This is a genomic window from Brucella pseudintermedia (assembly GCF_008932435.1).
In the GTDB taxonomy this organism is placed as follows: Bacteria; Pseudomonadota; Alphaproteobacteria; order Rhizobiales; family Rhizobiaceae; genus Brucella; species Brucella pseudintermedia.
Window position 1 is genome coordinate 1 of sequence record NZ_WBWE01000020.1, and the last position, 15,481, is coordinate 15,481.

Below are 15,481 nucleotides of genomic sequence, written 5' to 3' on the forward strand. Positions count from 1 at the left end.
CCTGAGGTCTTCATTCCGGCATTCGCGCGGGCGGCCCTGCAACCCCAACCAGCGATGCCGCCCGCGCTGGCGCCACGACCATCATTGCACTAACAATCAAATTGGACCCGTCCGTGGGGGCCGATCACAAATATTTTACGATCAACGGTTCTAATTTTGTTATTATACTTTTCACTATCACTTACCGCCGCACAAACAACCTTACAATCTTTCGATTTAGGCTGCTGGATCGCTTCAAAGGCACCAGCACGACCAATTACCCGTCCCGTAAATTTTGCCTTCGCTGCTTCTTCGCGCTCAAGTTGCCAAGCTGCGTATAAATCCTGCAAATTAGGATCAGTTCGAATGAAGTTTATCGCTGCAACAATTGGGGCATAACATTTCTCATAGTGAGGGGAGAATGCAATGTCGAATACGCCGTCCTTGGACTCGTGCGCTTTTGTGTTGTCATAAACGTCATATATTCCATAGCTGTAGCAGACATCACAGAGTCTCAAGTTAGCAGTGAGGGAACCAGCAATGCCTAAACAAACAACAAATGAGAAATCAAATTCATCAAATGCGGCCTCAACCGCGTCTCGCGCTGAATTCCGCCCCATCTCCTCTTGTTGGACAACCAGCATTGAGATATCTGGATCCCCGACATCTACGCAATGACGATAGATGGTATCGGTTGAAAGATCCTCAATTGACTTGAAGAACCTTTGAACTTCCAAAAGCTCCTCTTCCAAGGGAATCACTAGGTCGTACACTCATAAAGAGACTAGTTATTTGAAAGGATTAGTGATTCAAATGGCCTCAAAATTGGAGGTGTTTGATGTCACGTCGCCGCTATGAGCTGACAGACCGGGAATGGTCGATTATTGAGCCGCTGTTGCCCAGCAAACCTCGTGGTGTGCCTCGGGTTGACGATCGCATGGTTCTCAATGGCATACTATGGCGGTTCCGCACTGGCTCATCGTGGTCGGAAATCCCTGAACGCTATGGTGTTGCAACGACCTGTTACAACCGGTTCGTTCGCTGGCGACGTGCCGGTGTCTGGGATCGGTTACTGGAGGCCGTCTCGGAGGCCTATGACGGTGACATCGTGATGATCGACAGCACCTGTGTCCGTGTTCACCAGCACGGAGCCACAGGAAAAAAAGGGATGCCGACGATGGTTGCATGGGACGTTCCCGTGGCGGCCTCACAAGCAAAATCCACGCAATTGTTGATGCGCAAGGCCGTCCGATCAATTTTTGCCTGACGGGTGGCCAGGTTGCTGACTGCTCTCAGGCTGAGGGCCTCATGGCGTGTGTTAAAGAAGGCGGCACGCTGCTTGCAGACAAGGCCTATGATACCGATGCCATCCGCAAGACGGCAGCAGACCAAAAAATATGGGCCAATATTCCACCCAAATCCAACCGCACGGGCGTCTTGTCGTTCTCACCGTGGGTTTATCGTCAGAGAAATCTGGTCGAGCGGTTCTTCAACCGCATCAAACACTATCGCGGTATCGCAACGCGTTACGACAAGAACCCCGCCAATTTCCTGGCAGCTGTCAAACTCATCGCTATCCGCATCTGGTGCATTAGTTTATGAGTCTACGTCGTAAGAGAATGTCGAACGCACGCTTGCTCATGTGGTACAATATATCCGAGAATCAGACGTCTGCCTGATCTTATTACAATGTCGGCCTCGGTGGAGGCTAGCGCTCCCGATTATCTTTTTTTCGACGGAGCCAATTGAAATATTTTCAACAAAAACGAGCACGTATAACGAATGTTTCGTAAAGACAGGACTGTACCAGAAGATAATTTCACATCTGCATCAGAATATTACTCGTCAATTCGACAAGGATTCCGTGAGAAAGCAGATCATAATAAGTTTGAGGCGCAATTCTGCTTTTCGGTAATTATCGCTTGCACGCTAATCGCGCCACTGTTTGTCACACTCGGCACTGGAATTTTGTGTTCAAAAGCAATCCCATCGGTCCTGTCTATTTTGGCAGGTGGGTTGACGAGCTGGCTCCAGTTACGTAAGCCGCAGCGCCTCTGGATGATTTATCGTCGTGCCCAAAGAGAACTTGAAGAACATAAAGCAAACTATGACTTTAGAGACGGGGACTTTACTGAATGCTCAAATGCCGATCAATTGTTAGCTCGCAAGGTCACAGCTGTAAACAGATGGGTACATGATGCTTGGGAGGGTCTTGTTCCTGAACAGGAATATTTGACGAACCAAGCAAAACTGGAGAAAAGCATCCAAAATTAATGATGCAAGGTGTCAGTCAATTTTATTTATAATGCGCAGTTTTACACCTACGCATAGCTCTATTTCCCTTCCAGAACCCACCGTCCGTCGCCATAAACCGTTGTAGCGCCGGCGAAACGAGCTTCGCCAGATCGGGCGGCGTTGTTTCCCCGGCAGCTTTGGCAAGAATTGCAGCATACGCCTGCAAATCCCGAAACACCTCTGCCGGAAGCTCGACGGTGATTTTCACCGGCTTGTCGTCAGGAATGGCGGAGAGCTTCAGCTTGGTCATGTCGGCTCCTTCGCAGCGCCGCCCCACGGCTGCATCAGTAAATCCCGCTGGACGATCACGCGGATCGGGAACCCCGGCCGGATCGTGAGCGTCGGTTGGATGTTGAGCTGGCGGCGGACGATCTGCTGGCCGACGTCGGAAGCGATGTCCTGCGCGCTTTCGCGGATTGCCCTAGCGATTTCGTTCTCGTCATTGCTGGAGCCGATTTCCGTGCCGATGCCAAGCAGCGTGGACAGGGCAGCGGCCTTGAACAGTTGGCCCCAATGGTAATCGACGCCATCCTCAAGGCCGGAATAGCCTTGGCTGTCGGCACCCTGAAGGCGTTCGAGCACGATCGATGTGCCGTCCGGCATGATAAGCCGGTTCCAGACCAGAAGCACACGGCTCTGACCGAACGCAACCTGGCTGTCGTACTGGCCGATCAGGCGGGACCCTTGCGGGATCAGAAGATGCGATCCGGTCGGGCTGTCATAGACGTGCTCCGTGACCTGCGCGGTGATTTGGCCGGGAAGATCGGACTTGATGCCGGTTATCAGCGCCGCGGCGATCACGGTGCCCGCCTGCACGATATAGGGCGACGCCTTTTCCTGCACCCGGTCGGCGCTGACGGTACGGCGGTCGGCTTCGGCGCCGACAAAGGCGAGCTTGCGATCCTGCATGTTCTGCGCGGAGCCGGAATCGAGCTGCGGAGTCTCGGCCGGAAGAGCAAGGCCGGTTGCCGGATCGACGCTGGGGCCTGACGGTGATGCAGCGGATGCGACCTGCTGATTGCCTGTTGTCGTCTCTCCCCGACTGTCGGTGAAGAGCTTCGCAAGCCGCGCTGCCTCGATCTCGGCAAGCCGCCGCTGCTCTTCAGGATCGACGCGCGGCGTCTGGATATTGGGCGCGGCAACCGGCTTGCCCTGTTCCTGCGCCCGCAGGATCGGACGGCCAAGGTCGCCGGGAAGCGCGGGACCAAGTTTCGGGATATTGGTGTAATCTTTCGGCAGACCGGCCAGCCCATCGGCAGGCGTCTTGTTGTCGACATTATAGAGTTCGGTCGCGGACTGGCTGCCGCGCCGGCTTGTGTCGAGCGCCCAGAACAGGGCAGCGGCAATGGCGATGCCCGCCACGCCGCCGGCTCCGATCAGCATTTTCCGCGAAAGGCGCGTGACGCGCGGCGGTTCTGGTCGCAGGCGCAATTGCGCCGTGAGATCGGAAGCATTCGTCATCGGCTGTTCTCCGACGAAAACAGCGCCGTCCGCTTCGCCGTTGCCGGCCGGCCATCGGTGCGGACGATGCGAACGCGCTTCTGCGTGTCCTTGTCGCCAAGCCGCAGTTCCGCGGCCGCGAACAGGCGATCCACGACATAATAGTTCTGGCGGGCACGATAGTTGACCAGTTCGGAATTGCCCGATCCGCCGATGACGAAGAGCGGCGGCATTTCTCCCTGTCCGATGCCGGACGGAAACTCGATATAGACCTTGCTTCCATCGTCGAAAGCGCGCAGCGGCCGCCAGGGCGCTGCATCGCCTTCGATGCGGTAGCGGAAGTTGATCTTGGATATGTCGACGCCGGATGCGACGGCCTGTGTTTCCGCCGCCTTGGCATTCTGGCGGCGCAAGGCAATGAGCTGGTCGGCGGGATATTGCCACGAGACGGAGGCCATGTAGGTCTTTTCCGTCGAGCGCAGTTCCAGGTGATAGGTGCGCAGGTTGGTGTTGATGACAAGGTTGGTCTGAAGATCCGGCCGTGTCGGCTTCACGAGGATATGGACCTGCCTCAATGCGCCTGTACCGCTCTCGGTGTCGCCAATGATCCAGCGTACCGTGTCACCGGCCGCAACCGGGCCGGAACCGACAAGGGTTTCTCCCGGCTGAAGGGCAATATCCGTCACCTGTCCCGGCGCGGCATAGACCTGATAGAGCGCGCCTAACGCGAAGGGATAGACCTGCACGGCGTTGATGAAGCCGTCACGGACCGGCTGCATTCTGGCAGCCTCGTTGGCCGCGCTGATACGCTGCTTCGGATCAGTTGATTCCGCTTTGGCTTTCGATCCCTCGACCGGCTTCAACTGTCCGGGTAACGGCAAGGTCTTCGGCACCGCGACCACCTTGACTGGCGGGATGGGATCAGTCGTCCTGACAGCCGGAACCGCATCGTCATAGTCGATTTCCGGTGGAATGTACTTCTTCGCGCAACCGGCCAGCACGGTTGCCGATACCAGAGCCAGAACCATTCCGGATGCGTAGCGCGACTTCATGCGTGATTCATTCGTCTTCATTGCCCCATTTCCTTCGACCAGTTGATTGCGTTGACATAGACGCCGAGCGGATTGGCCCGGAGTTTTTCGGCGGTGCGCGCCTGCTGGAGCACGACCGTCAGGATCGCCGTCCAGCGTTCCGTGCCGGAAAGCTGGCCGTTCTCATAGGAGCGCTCCACCCATGCGATGCGGAACGAATCTGGAGAGGCGCGAATGACGCTGGAAATCTCCACGGAAACCTGCGTCTTGCCGACCTTGGTGAAGGGATCGTTCGCCCGCGCGTAGTCGTTGAGCGCGATCGCGCCGCGATCCGTGGTGAACTCGTAGGCGCGAAGCCAGTTCTGCCGGACAATGACCGCATCGACGGGAATGGAGCGGACCTGCTCGATGAAGCGGGCCAGGTGCCATGCGATCTGCGGGTCGGTCGGCCGGTAATCGGCCACGGCGGGCGCGGTTGCTTGCGCCTCGCCGAAGCGGTCGATCTGTACCACCCACGGAACCACCGTGCCGCGTGTCGATTGCCAGACAAGGGCAGATGCGAATCCGGCCGACAGGATCAGGGAGCCGAAGGCCATCAGCCGCCAGTTGCGCGCCTGCACGCGGGCTGACCCGATACGCTCGTCCCATGCCTGTCCGGCGCGCTGGTATGGCGTTTCGGATTCGGGCGTGCGGGCATAGCGTACGGAAGGACGCTTGAAGAGTGTCATCATTTGTCATCCTGGTTGAGAGAAACGGACATGGAACCGCCACCATGATCGCCGGAGCGGATCGAGTGGGCTGCGGTGCTGACCCCATGGTGAATGGTGCAGTTGCGCTTCATCCGCTGCGCCCAGTCGGGCGCGGATGCCGATTGCGGAGAAATGTCCGAACCGGAAACGGCCTTGGCGGGCTGTGAGGCGGCATAAACCGGATCGTTGGCGGCCTTGCCGCCGCCAGCAGCGCCGCCGGGATTGACGTCGTTCTTGCCGCCCGTCGCCTTCCATGCGGCGGCCTGACCGGAACGATAGCTGGAGCGCAAGGATTCACCGGCGCGAGAGGCCGCCTCTTTGCCGCGATTGGCGATCATGCCGGCACCAGCCTTGGCGACCCCCATCATGCCCGCCGCGCCGCCACCTGTCCCGGTCGATCCCACGGAAGCGTCGCCCAGACCGTAGGCGATTTTGGCACCACCGGCCAAGGCAGCACCACCGCGTGCCGCGCCGCCTGCCGCACTGATAGCCATACCGGCCCCGGCTTTCGCCGCCATGAAACCACCGGCAGCAATACCGGCGGCGGCAAGGCCGGTTCCAACCGCGGCCCCTGCACCAAGCTGCGGCGCACCGGAAACAAGGCCGGTGGCGATGCCCGTGCCGAAGATCGACAGGCCCATCAGCGCCAGCGCCCCGAGAACCAGTGACAACGCTTCGCTGATCGTCGGCGTATCGGAAAAACCGGCGGTGAATTCGCTGAACAGACCGGAGCCGATCCCGACGATGACGGCCAGAACCAATGTTTTCACGCCGGAGGCGACGATATTGCCGAGCACCTTTTCGGCGAGGAAGGCGGTCTTGTTGAACAGCGCGAACGGGATCAGCACGAACCCGGCCAATGTGGTGAGCTTGAATTCGATCAGCGTGACGAAAATCTGGATCGCCAGGATGAAGAAGGCGATCAGCACGACCACCCACGCCACCAGCAGCACAAAGATCTGGATGAAGTTCTCGAAAAAGGAAATATAGCCGGTCAGTTCACCCACGGCGGTCAGGAGCGGTTCGCCGGCGTCAAGGCCGACCTGCGCCACGCGACCGGGCTGGAGAAGCTCGGAACCGGAAAGCGACGACCCGCCAGCCTTGAGGCCAAGCCCGCTGAAGGACTCGAACACGATCTTCGCCAGGTTGTTGAAATTACCGATGATGAAGGAGAAGAAGCCGATATAGAGCGTCTTCTTCACGAGCCGCTGGATAATGTCCTCGTCGGCGCCCCATGCCCCGAACAGGCCGGCGAGCACAATGTCGATGACGATCAGCGTTGAGGTAAGGAAGGCAACTTCGCCGGACAACAGGCCGAATCCGCTGTCGATATAGCTGGTGAAGGTCTCAAGGAAACGGTCGATGACGCCGACATTATTCATGCCCGGCCTCCCCGTTTACCCTTGGGCGGCGTCGGCCGATCCGGCTTGTCCATGCGGAAAAAGCGGCGGCGGTTCTCCGCCCATGCCTTGCGGCAGGCGACGTCTTCGAGCGCCGCCGTGCCAAGGTCGCGGCAACGGGTAAGTTCGCTTTTCGCGGCCGATAGAGAGGAAGGGTCGCCGCCCGGATGCTCGATGCGGGGGGCGTCGGCATCGGGCCGGTCTTCATCGTTTTGCAGGGCGGCGATGGCGGCGGTCAGCCCTGCGCCGATGGCGAAGACGGCGATCATCCGGGCGGCGATCTTCATGTCCATGACGTCCATTCCTTTCAATCGTGGAACATGCGGACGCTGGACGATGTGTAGGCGGTCCCCGTCATGAAGCGGGAAAACTGCTCGCGGGCCTGCTCCTGTGCGGCGGCCTGCCGTGCCTGTTCGAGCGCGCTGGCGCGGCCCTGTGCGGCCAGCATGGCGGTGAGATCGGAAATCTGTTTCGCCTGCACGGCGAGAAGCTGGTTGCCGGCCTGCGTCGCCTGAAGCACGCCAACGGACGACTGGCTGGCGCTGACAAGCTCGCTGGTCTGTTCCTGCGTGCCTTCAATATTGCCAACCGCGACGGCCCCCGCCTTCAGCGAATGCTCGAAAGCCGATACCGATTGCTGCCAGCGCTGCTGCGCCGAGGACACCAGTTGCGATGCGGTGCGGTCGCCCGATGCAAAATCCCGATAGGTCGCGTTGAACTGCGTTTCGATATTCTGGACGTTGTAAGCGAGCTGGTCGGCTTCGTTGAGAAGCGACTTCATCTGGGAAAAGTTGCCCTCGATCTTCGAGAGCAAGGACGTGGGCAAGCTGGTGAGGTTCTTCGCCTGGTTGATGAGCATCTGCGCCTCGTTGGCGAGAGACGTCACCTGATTGTTGATCTGCTCCAGCGCGCGGGCGGCCGAAAGCAGGTTCTGCGAATAATTCGTGGGATCATAGACGATCTTCCACGCCAGCGCCGGCGACGGTGTGAACGGGATCACGACCAGAGGCAGGGTGACGGGAAACAGGATGGCGGATGCGCTGACGGCGCAGGCCAGAGCGCGGACACGCGGGGAACGGGCGATATGCCTCATAGCGGAGATTCCTCTTCAGGTGACGGGGAAACAGCGACCGGCCCGCTGTTCGCTGCTGCGGACGGGTCAAGAACGTTGGTGAGATCGGGAATGAGATCAGCCGCCCAGCGAAGCTCATTGGCTTCAAGCCATGCTTCGAGGAAATACGGCTTCGCGCCGTCCTTCATGAGCTCGTCGATCAGCGCATGGGCGGCTTTATCGGACGCGGCGCAAAGGGTGAGCGCGATATGGCCAAGGCCAAGCTCGAACAGCCGGTTGCCACGCCGGGACTGGCAGTAATAATCTCGCTTCGGCGTGGCGCGGGCGACGATTTCGATCTGCCGGCCATTGAGGCCAAATTGCCGATAGATGGACGCGATCTGCGGTTCGATGGCCCGTTCATTGGCGAGGAAGATGCGCGTCGGGCAGCTTTCGACAATGACCGGCGCAATCGGAGAAGCCTCGATGTCGGCGAGCGATTGCGAGGAAAAGACAACGGAGACGTTCTTCTTGCGCAGCGTCTTCAGCCATTCCTTGATTTTCTGCGCGAAGCCGCCATCGTCCAGCGCCCGCCAGCCTTCATCGATGATCAGGAGCGAAGGGCGGCCGTCGAAGCGGGATTCGATGCGGTGGAACAGGTAGGACAGTACGGCAGGAGCTGCCCCGGTTCCGATCAGCCCTTCGGTCTCGAACGCCTGCACCGACGCTTCGCCAAGCCATTCCATTTCCGCGTCGAGGAGACGGCCATAGGGACCGCCGATGCAGTAGGGGCGAAGCGCCTGTTTCAATACCGACGATTGCAGCAGCACGGTCAGGCCGGTGATGGTCCGTTCCACGACCGGCGCGGACGCCAGAGAGGTCAGCGCCGTCCAGAGATGTTCCTTCACGTCCGGGGTAATCTCGACGCCTTCACGGATCAGAATATCCACCAGCCAGTCAGCCGCCCATGCCCGTTCCGGCGTGTCGTGGATACGGCCAAGCGGCTGGAGCGAAACGGTATTGAGGAGCGATGTGTCGTCGGAGAGCGAGCTGCCCAAATCCTGCCAGTCGCCGCGCATCGCCAGCGCGGCGGCGCGGATCGAGCCGCCGAAGTCGAAGGCGAACACCTGCGATCGTTCGTAACGGCGGAACTGGAGCGCCATGAGAGAAAGCAAGACGCTCTTGCCCGCGCCGGTCGGGCCGACGACCATCGTGTGCCCGACGTCGCCGACGTGCAATGAAAAACGGAACGGCGTCGCGCCCTCCGTCTTCGCATAGAACAGCGGCGGCGCGTCGAGATGGTCGTCTTTCTCCGGCCCGGCCCAGACCGCCGAGAGAGGCATCATGTGGGCCAGATTGAGCGTGCTGATCGGCGGTTGCCGGACATTGGCATAGACATGGCCGGGAATGCTGCCCATCCATGCCTCGATCGCGTTCACCGTTTCCACGATGGCCGTGAAGTCATGGCTCTGGATGACCTTTTCCGCAAGGCGAAGCTTCTCATCAGCAATGCGCGGATCGGCGTCCCAGACCGTGACGGTGGCGGTCACATAGGCTTCGCCGACCTGATCGGAACCGAGATCCTGCAAGGCCGCATCGGCGTCGGCCGCCTTGTTGGCGGCATCCGAATCCAGAAGAACGGATTGCTCGTTGGTCAGGACTTCCTTGAGGATGGCGGCGATGCTCTTCCGCTTGGCGAACCATTGGCGGCGGATTTTCGTGACCAGCCGGGTTGCCTCTAGCTTGTCGAGCATGATCGCCCGCGTCGACCAGCGATACGGAAAGGCGATCCTGTTGAGATCGTCCAGTATGCCCGGAAAGGTCACGGTCGGGAAACCGATCACGGTCAGGGTGCGAAGATGAAAATCGCCCAATCTTGGCTCCAGCCCACCGGCAAGCGGCTGATCGACCAGGAGCGCATCGAGGTGCATCGGAGTTTCGGGAACGCGGACACGATGGCGCTTCGTGGAAATGGTGGAATGCAGGTAGGTCAGTGTCTCGGCATCATCGAGCCAGTCCGCTTCCGGCACGAACCCTTCGACCAGATGAAGGACACGATCCGTCCTGTCGATAAAACCTTTCAGCAATTCCCACGGATCGACTCCGGAGCGTTCGCGGCCCTCGTAAAGCCAGCCCTCCATGCGCGAGGCTTCTTCGGCGGGCGGCAACCAGACGAAGGTGAGATAATAGCTGCTTTCGTAAAGAAGGCCGCTTTCCTCGAATTGCTCCCGGCGCTCAATATCGAGAAGCGCCGATGCTGAATCGGCAAACAGGCTTGTCGGATATTCGGTGGCCGGGTTGCGCTGCGCTTCGACGAAGATCGCCCAGCCGGAGCCGAGACGGCGAAGCGCGCCGTTGAGCCGTGCGGTGGTGCCGACCAGTTCGGACGGCGTGGCACTGTCGAGATCGGGACCACGGAAACGGGCCGTGCGCTGGAAGCTGCCGTCCTTGTTCAAGACGACGCCCGGTGCGATCAGGGCGGCCCAGGGCAGGAAGTCGGCAAGGTGTGAGGAACGCTTGCGATATTCGGAGAGATTGAGCATCGGCCGTCTCCTCACACGCTGAGATGCGCGGGATAGCGCAGGTGGCGGCGGCCGACGTCCACGAATTGCGCGTCGCGCCGTGCCGCCCAGACGGCGGCAAAATGCCCGATGGCCCAGATGACCAGACCGGCGATCCAGAGGCGAAGGCCGAGGCCCACGGCTCCGGCGAGCGTGCCGTTGACGATGGCGATGGCGCGGGGAGCGCCGCCGAGCAATATCTGCTCGGTCAGCGCCCGGTGAACCGGCGCAAGGAAGCCGCGCACCTCTTCCTGTTCGGAAAGCAGCACCGTCATCAGACGAGCGCTCCGCCGCCGAAGGAGAAGAAGGACAGGAAGAAGCTCGATGCGGCGAAGGCGATCGACAGGCCGAAGACGATCTGGATCAGCTTCCGGAAGCCGCCGCCGGTATCGCCGAAGGCGAGCGCAAGGCCAGTGGCGATAATGATGATGACGGCAACGATCTTGGCGACCGGACCTTCGATGCTTTCGAGAATCTGTTCCAGCGGTTCTTCCCACGGCATCGAAGAGCCGGAAGCGTGGGCGGGTGCGGCCATCAGCAGCGTGACGGACGCAAGCGCCGTCGCCTGCGCAAGACGGGCGTGGAAACGGCGAAGGACAGGCGTGATCATAGCGATTCTCCTTTCGGGAGCGATTGGGTTTCTTGCTGAGGGTTGGCAGGGGAAAGTTGAGCGGAAAGGGTCCGATAATCGCCGGTGGCGGGATCGATCCCGTCGACGAGGGCGATTTCCGAAAGGCGGCGGGCGGAGCCTCGGCCGGAAAGAACGGCAATGACGTCGATCGTGTCGGCGATCAGAGCCCGCGGGACCGTGATCACCACTTCCTGCACGAGCTGTTCGAGCCGGCGCAGCGCGCCGATCGCCGTATTGGCGTGGATCGTGCCGATCCCACCCGGATGCCCCGTTCCCCATGCTTTCAGGAGATCGAGCGCTTCACCGCCGCGCACCTCGCCGACAGGAATGCGGTCAGGACGCAGACGAAGCGACGACTTCACCAGATCGGAGAGCGACGCCACGCCGTCTTTCGTCCGCATGGCGACCAGATTGGGAGCCGCGCATTGCAGTTCGCGGGTATCCTCGATCAGCACCACGCGGTCGGCGGTCTTGGCGACTTCGGCCAGAAGCGCATTCGTCAACGTGGTCTTTCCGGTGCTGGTGCCGCCGGCGACAAGGATGTTCTTCCGCTTTTCGACGGCGATGCGCAGCACGTCGGCCTGTTGCTGCGTCATGATCCCGCCCGCCACATAATCCGACAGGGTGAAGACGGCGACCGCCGGCTTGCGGATCGCGAAGGCGGCGGCCGTGACGACGGGCGGCAACAGCCCCTCGAACCGCTCGCCGGTCTCCGGCAGTTCGGCCGAAACGCGGGGATTGCCCGCATGGACTTCCGCGCCGACATGGTGGGCGACCAGCCGGACGATGCGCTCGCCGTCTTCGGGCGACAGAACCTCGCCGGTATCGGCAAGACCGTCCTTCAGCCGGTCCACCCACAAGCGACCGTCAGGGTTCAGCATCACCTCGACAACGCCAGGGTCTTCGAGATGGCGGACGATCGACGCGCCAAGCGCCGTGCGAAGCATCCGCACGCTGCGAGAGATCACGTCCCGGTCATGATGGTGATGTGCCACGATGGTCCCCGTTTCCGGCCATCCGCAACACGGTCGGATGGCGACGGGGACAATCAAGAAAGGCACAATTCGCGCCTTCGCAACAAGATTATTTCAGATTTCGTAGGCGGTCGTAGAGGGTCGAAAAAATACTTGCGGCTCTCGGCGCGTCAAAGGCGCATGGTGCGGCGTAGGCCCGACGCCGCAACCGAATCAGCATTTCGGTTTCAGGGTATCCAGAAACGCTTTGAGAACTGGATTGGCGTTATCTGGCTTCCAGCAGGCGATGTAACCGAGGCGAGTGGCACCACTTCCATCGTGAACCGGCCTATAGGTAACACCAAGCCCTGTTATGCCCGAAACGGCCTCGCATTGCAGGCTGATCCCTTGCCCGCTGCCAACTTCGCTCAAGATACTCTCACGGCTCAATCGTCTCGTGACGATCTCCGGGTGATCCGACGGCGCGGCAAGATGGCGAAGAAGGATGTTGCGAATATCCGGCCCCGGATCGTGATGGCTGACAAGGAACCGCTCCCCTTTCAGTTCCGGCCAGTAGATGATCTGCTTTGCCGTAAGCGGATGGTTCTCCGGAAGCGCCACAACCAATTGCTCCGACCATAGGGCCATGGAGTCCAGCAGGTTCAATCTCCCCACGTCACCAAGAATGACTGCCACATCGATTGCGCCAGTGCTCACCCCTGCCCTGAGTTCCATATAGGACAACTCTATCGGCTCCACCTCTATAGCCGGATTGCCCTGGCGGAATTCGTGAAGGGCCATGCGCAAGCGTCCGGTCGAAAGCGATTTATAGAAACCAATAACAATATGGCCAAGTTTCCCGGCTTTGCTCGCTTTGGCCCGTTCCTTGAGGCGTTGAACATCCTCGACAATGCGCCTCGCGCCAATAATGAATTCCTCGCCGCTCGGGGTGAGACGTGCTCCGGTCGAAGCACGGTCGAACAGGGGAATGCCGAGTTCGTCCTCGACTTCCTTGATCCGTTTGCTGACGATCGGTTGCCTGACATTGAGTTCATTCGCGGCGGCGCTGAAACTGCCATTTCTGGCGCTCACCACGATGTAATGAAGATGGCGCAGTTCCAATCCTGTCCTCCCTTCCCGATCCGGGCTATGTATTGTTTGAATTACGTCTATGCTCGCTCCTGAAATGGGTCTTCGGTCCGGTTGAAGAACCGGCTTATTTGGCCAGTTCCGCGACCCTGCTCATGGCCGTGGTGAAACCGTTGAGCGACACGGTGAAGGTCGGAGCCTCGCCGCCGCCATTGCGCGTGGCGGTGACAACCAGCTTCTCACCCTTCTTCATCGCGTCGGTGGCAACCGTCGGGAAGCTGACAGGCACGAGGCAACCGGCAGGAACGCAGGTCGAGAACCGCGCACCTTGTCCAAGGTTCTGCTCGTCCAGCTTCAGCTTCACGCCGTCGTCCAGATGCAGGCCGAACGGCAGCAGAAGGACGCCGTTGGTCTGCCCGTTCGCCGGTGGCTGAAGGTCTATGGCGAACAGGCGCTGGCCGGTCTGGCTGTTGCCCTGTTCCTGGCTGAACCCGCAACGCTTGCTGTTATCGGCAATGGCGCAATTGACCGTCCAGTCGCCATAGACTTCGCTGATGGAAGCCGCGCCATTCGGCAGCGAGATGGCGGGCTTCTTGTCATCCTGCACCGGCGCTGCGGCAAGTGCGCGATCACCCTTGCTACTGGGTTGCGCTTCTTGCGCACAGGTCGGCGCAGCGGCAAGCACGATGGCCGTGAGAACAGTGGCGATCATGGAAGAGGTCGGAATCGTGTGCGGCATGTGCATGTCTTTCGTTTCGTACTGGATGCGATATTTTCAACTTGGCCCGCTCACCTGACGGTGAAGCGCACCGGGGCTGTAATGGTCTTGTTGACACCGGCCGGCGGGGCCGGAACCGGAGATGCGCGCCGGACCATCTCGACCACTTCGTTGTCGAGATCGGGGAAACCGGACGAACGGGCAAGGCTGGCGGAGAGCACGTTGCCGGCATCGTCTATGCGGAAGCGCACATAGGCCGTGCCTTGCTCTCCCCTCGACCGTGCCCCGGACGGATAGCGCTTGCGCCGTTCCAGATGCGCCATGAGGCGCGATTGCCATTTAGCAGGCGAGGCGGAGCCAAAACCCATGCCCGCCGTTCTCTGGTTCGCCGCGTTGCGGTTCGATTGTCGGACCTGCGCCGCCGCTTCCGTGGATGCCTTCGATGACGGGGCCGGTTTCTTGCGCTCTGGCTTCTTCGCCACTTCCTGCTTTTTCGGCTTCGGTTTCTCGACCGGCTTCTTTTCCTCCGGCGTCGGACGGATGACCGGAATCGGAACCTCGACATTCTCAAGATCGGTCAGTATCTGCTCCTCGACGGGATTGATCTCCGGTTCGGGTTCGGGTTCTGGCTCCGGTTCCAGTGTTTCCACCGACTCCGGCTCGGCTTCCGCGATTTCCTCGACCGGCTGTTCCGGCTGGATTTCCGCCGGGGTCGGCTGCTCGACGAGCTCCTCCGGCTGTTCTACCGGCTCAACCGTATCGCTCTTCATCTCCAGCGAATTTTCCATCTGCTCGGAGATTTCGTTCGCATCTGTGTTGATCGCTTCCGGCTCGGCGGCAAGCTCGATCATGATTGCAGGCGGCGGGGCGTTGTCGGCCATCTCGACCGGCATTTCCCGCGTGACCCATGCGGCACCGCCGACATGGACGGCCAGTGACACGAGACCGGCCGCACCCCATAAGACCATCTCCAGCCGGGAAAGCCCTTCTCTGCCTCCTACAGTCGTTGATATAGGCGAATCAGCCATTGCCAGCGCTCACCGCTGAACCGGCAATGACGATCTGCGCGCCTGCTCGATGACAAAGGGCCAGTGGCCGGCTTCCGTCTCGCGAACCGACTTCACCAGCCCGCAATCAAAACAAGGAAGATGAGAAACCTGCTTGCCGGTGGAAGCGTGTTGCAGCGGGCCGGATATGAGATCGGCAATGCTGTATCGGTCCATGAAGGTGAGGAACGTAGCTTCGGCCGCTCCGACGATTGCGGCGAAGGCCGGAATGGTGGCGTTATGCCCGGAAAGATCGTCCCTGCCTGCATGACGCACGAGATCAGGCTGGACGCGGCGCAGCACGTCGCCGAGAAGGATTTCCGTTGCCGGGACAGCAAGGGCGATACCACCCTGACGGCCGCGCTCCGTGCGCAGAAAGCCTTCATGTACCAGCAGATTGACCACCTGGGCGGCATAATCCTTCGACGTGGCCGATGCCTCCGCCGCCTGCAAGGTCGTGATCTTCCTCATCTGTGAGCGGGCGCAGGCGACAAGAACACCGATGGCGATTTCGGACTGGCGGTTGAGACGCATCGGC

Annotated in this window: 18 protein-coding genes; 2 read left to right on the top strand and 16 right to left on the bottom strand. The window is 60.3% G+C overall.

What is annotated here, in order from left to right; translation table 11 throughout:
* Positions 1–89: 89 nt before the first annotated feature.
* Positions 90–731 carry a hypothetical protein gene (locus F9K78_RS20315; RefSeq protein ID WP_151682652.1) on the bottom strand — a complete coding sequence of 214 codons (642 nt, stop codon included), beginning with the start codon at positions 729–731 and terminating at the stop codon, positions 90–92.
* 86 nt (positions 732–817) lie between these two features.
* Here F9K78_RS20315 and F9K78_RS20320 point away from each other — a divergent pair.
* A protein-coding gene (locus tag F9K78_RS20320; RefSeq protein WP_151682653.1) for an IS5 family transposase occupies positions 818–1,581 on the top strand; the annotation gives its coding sequence in 2 pieces (ribosomal slippage) (positions 818–1,145 and positions 1,145–1,581; 765 coding nt in all).
* 180 nt (positions 1,582–1,761) lie between these two features.
* Complete coding sequence (locus tag F9K78_RS20325) at positions 1,762–2,253, top strand: DUF4231 domain-containing protein (protein WP_151659272.1); 492 nt, start codon at positions 1,762–1,764, stop codon at positions 2,251–2,253.
* 22 nt (positions 2,254–2,275) lie between these two features.
* On the opposite strand, the gene F9K78_RS20330 is transcribed toward F9K78_RS20325, so the two are convergent.
* The 15 genes from F9K78_RS20330 to F9K78_RS20400 all read right to left on the bottom strand — a co-directional run bounded on the left by F9K78_RS20330 (position 2,276) and on the right by F9K78_RS20400 (position 15,477).
* A complete protein-coding gene (locus F9K78_RS20330; RefSeq protein WP_151659271.1) occupies positions 2,276–2,524 on the bottom strand; it encodes a DUF2274 domain-containing protein in 249 nt (82 codons plus the stop codon).
* Entirely contained in the window at positions 2,521–3,735 is a 1,215-nt protein-coding gene (locus tag F9K78_RS20335) for a TraB/TrbI/VirB10 family type IV secretion system protein (protein WP_151659270.1), read from the bottom strand. Before F9K78_RS20335 ends, F9K78_RS20330 begins: the two co-directional genes overlap by 4 nt.
* Positions 3,732–4,766: a P-type conjugative transfer protein TrbG gene (trbG, locus tag F9K78_RS20340; RefSeq protein WP_192799626.1), complete on the bottom strand. Its 1,035-nt coding sequence runs from the start codon at positions 4,764–4,766 to the stop codon at positions 3,732–3,734. The genes F9K78_RS20335 and trbG overlap by 4 nt, the downstream gene beginning before the upstream one ends.
* A gap of 17 nt (positions 4,767–4,783) precedes the next feature.
* On the bottom strand, positions 4,784–5,473 hold the full coding sequence (trbF, locus tag F9K78_RS20345; protein ID WP_151659296.1) for a conjugal transfer protein TrbF: 690 nt from the start codon (positions 5,471–5,473) through the stop codon (positions 4,784–4,786).
* The gene (gene trbL, locus F9K78_RS20350; protein WP_151682654.1) at positions 5,473–6,876 is read right to left on the bottom strand and encodes a P-type conjugative transfer protein TrbL; all 1,404 of its coding nucleotides are present in this window, start codon (positions 6,874–6,876) and stop codon (positions 5,473–5,475) included. Before trbL ends, trbF begins: the two co-directional genes overlap by 1 nt.
* The gene (gene trbK-alt, locus F9K78_RS20355) at positions 6,873–7,187 is read right to left on the bottom strand and encodes a putative entry exclusion protein TrbK-alt (RefSeq protein WP_151659267.1); all 315 of its coding nucleotides are present in this window, start codon (positions 7,185–7,187) and stop codon (positions 6,873–6,875) included. The genes trbL and trbK-alt overlap by 4 nt, the downstream gene beginning before the upstream one ends.
* A gap of 14 nt (positions 7,188–7,201) precedes the next feature.
* The gene (gene trbJ / locus F9K78_RS20360; RefSeq protein ID WP_151682655.1) at positions 7,202–7,987 is read right to left on the bottom strand and encodes a P-type conjugative transfer protein TrbJ; all 786 of its coding nucleotides are present in this window, start codon (positions 7,985–7,987) and stop codon (positions 7,202–7,204) included.
* Positions 7,984–10,488 carry a conjugal transfer protein TrbE gene (gene trbE / locus F9K78_RS20365; RefSeq protein WP_151682656.1) on the bottom strand — a complete coding sequence of 835 codons (2,505 nt, stop codon included), beginning with the start codon at positions 10,486–10,488 and terminating at the stop codon, positions 7,984–7,986. Before trbE ends, trbJ begins: the two co-directional genes overlap by 4 nt.
* 11 nt (positions 10,489–10,499) lie before the next feature.
* Positions 10,500–10,781 carry a VirB3 family type IV secretion system protein gene (locus tag F9K78_RS20370; RefSeq protein WP_151682657.1) on the bottom strand — a complete coding sequence of 94 codons (282 nt, stop codon included), beginning with the start codon at positions 10,779–10,781 and terminating at the stop codon, positions 10,500–10,502.
* Positions 10,781–11,041, bottom strand: a complete 261-nt coding sequence (locus F9K78_RS20375; protein ID WP_412842100.1) for a TrbC/VirB2 family type IV secretion system protein — start codon at positions 11,039–11,041, stop codon at positions 10,781–10,783. The genes F9K78_RS20370 and F9K78_RS20375 overlap by 1 nt, the downstream gene beginning before the upstream one ends.
* Before the next feature lie 71 nt (positions 11,042–11,112).
* Complete coding sequence (gene trbB, locus F9K78_RS20380) at positions 11,113–12,084, bottom strand: P-type conjugative transfer ATPase TrbB (protein ID WP_208851944.1); 972 nt, start codon at positions 12,082–12,084, stop codon at positions 11,113–11,115.
* Positions 12,085–12,324: 240 nt separating this feature from the next.
* A complete protein-coding gene (locus F9K78_RS20385) occupies positions 12,325–13,212 on the bottom strand; it encodes a LysR family transcriptional regulator (protein ID WP_151682660.1) in 888 nt (295 codons plus the stop codon).
* 94 nt (positions 13,213–13,306) lie between these two features.
* On the bottom strand, positions 13,307–13,918 hold the full coding sequence (locus tag F9K78_RS20390; RefSeq protein ID WP_235925488.1) for an invasion associated locus B family protein: 612 nt from the start codon (positions 13,916–13,918) through the stop codon (positions 13,307–13,309).
* A gap of 50 nt (positions 13,919–13,968) precedes the next feature.
* Positions 13,969–14,925, bottom strand: coding sequence for a cell envelope integrity protein TolA (tolA, locus tag F9K78_RS20395; protein ID WP_151682661.1), 957 nt, complete (start codon positions 14,923–14,925; stop codon positions 13,969–13,971).
* A 9-nt stretch (positions 14,926–14,934) separates the two neighbouring features.
* Complete coding sequence (locus tag F9K78_RS20400; RefSeq protein WP_167518146.1) at positions 14,935–15,477, bottom strand: RrF2 family transcriptional regulator; 543 nt, start codon at positions 15,475–15,477, stop codon at positions 14,935–14,937.
* Between the last annotated feature and the right edge of the window lie 4 nt (positions 15,478–15,481).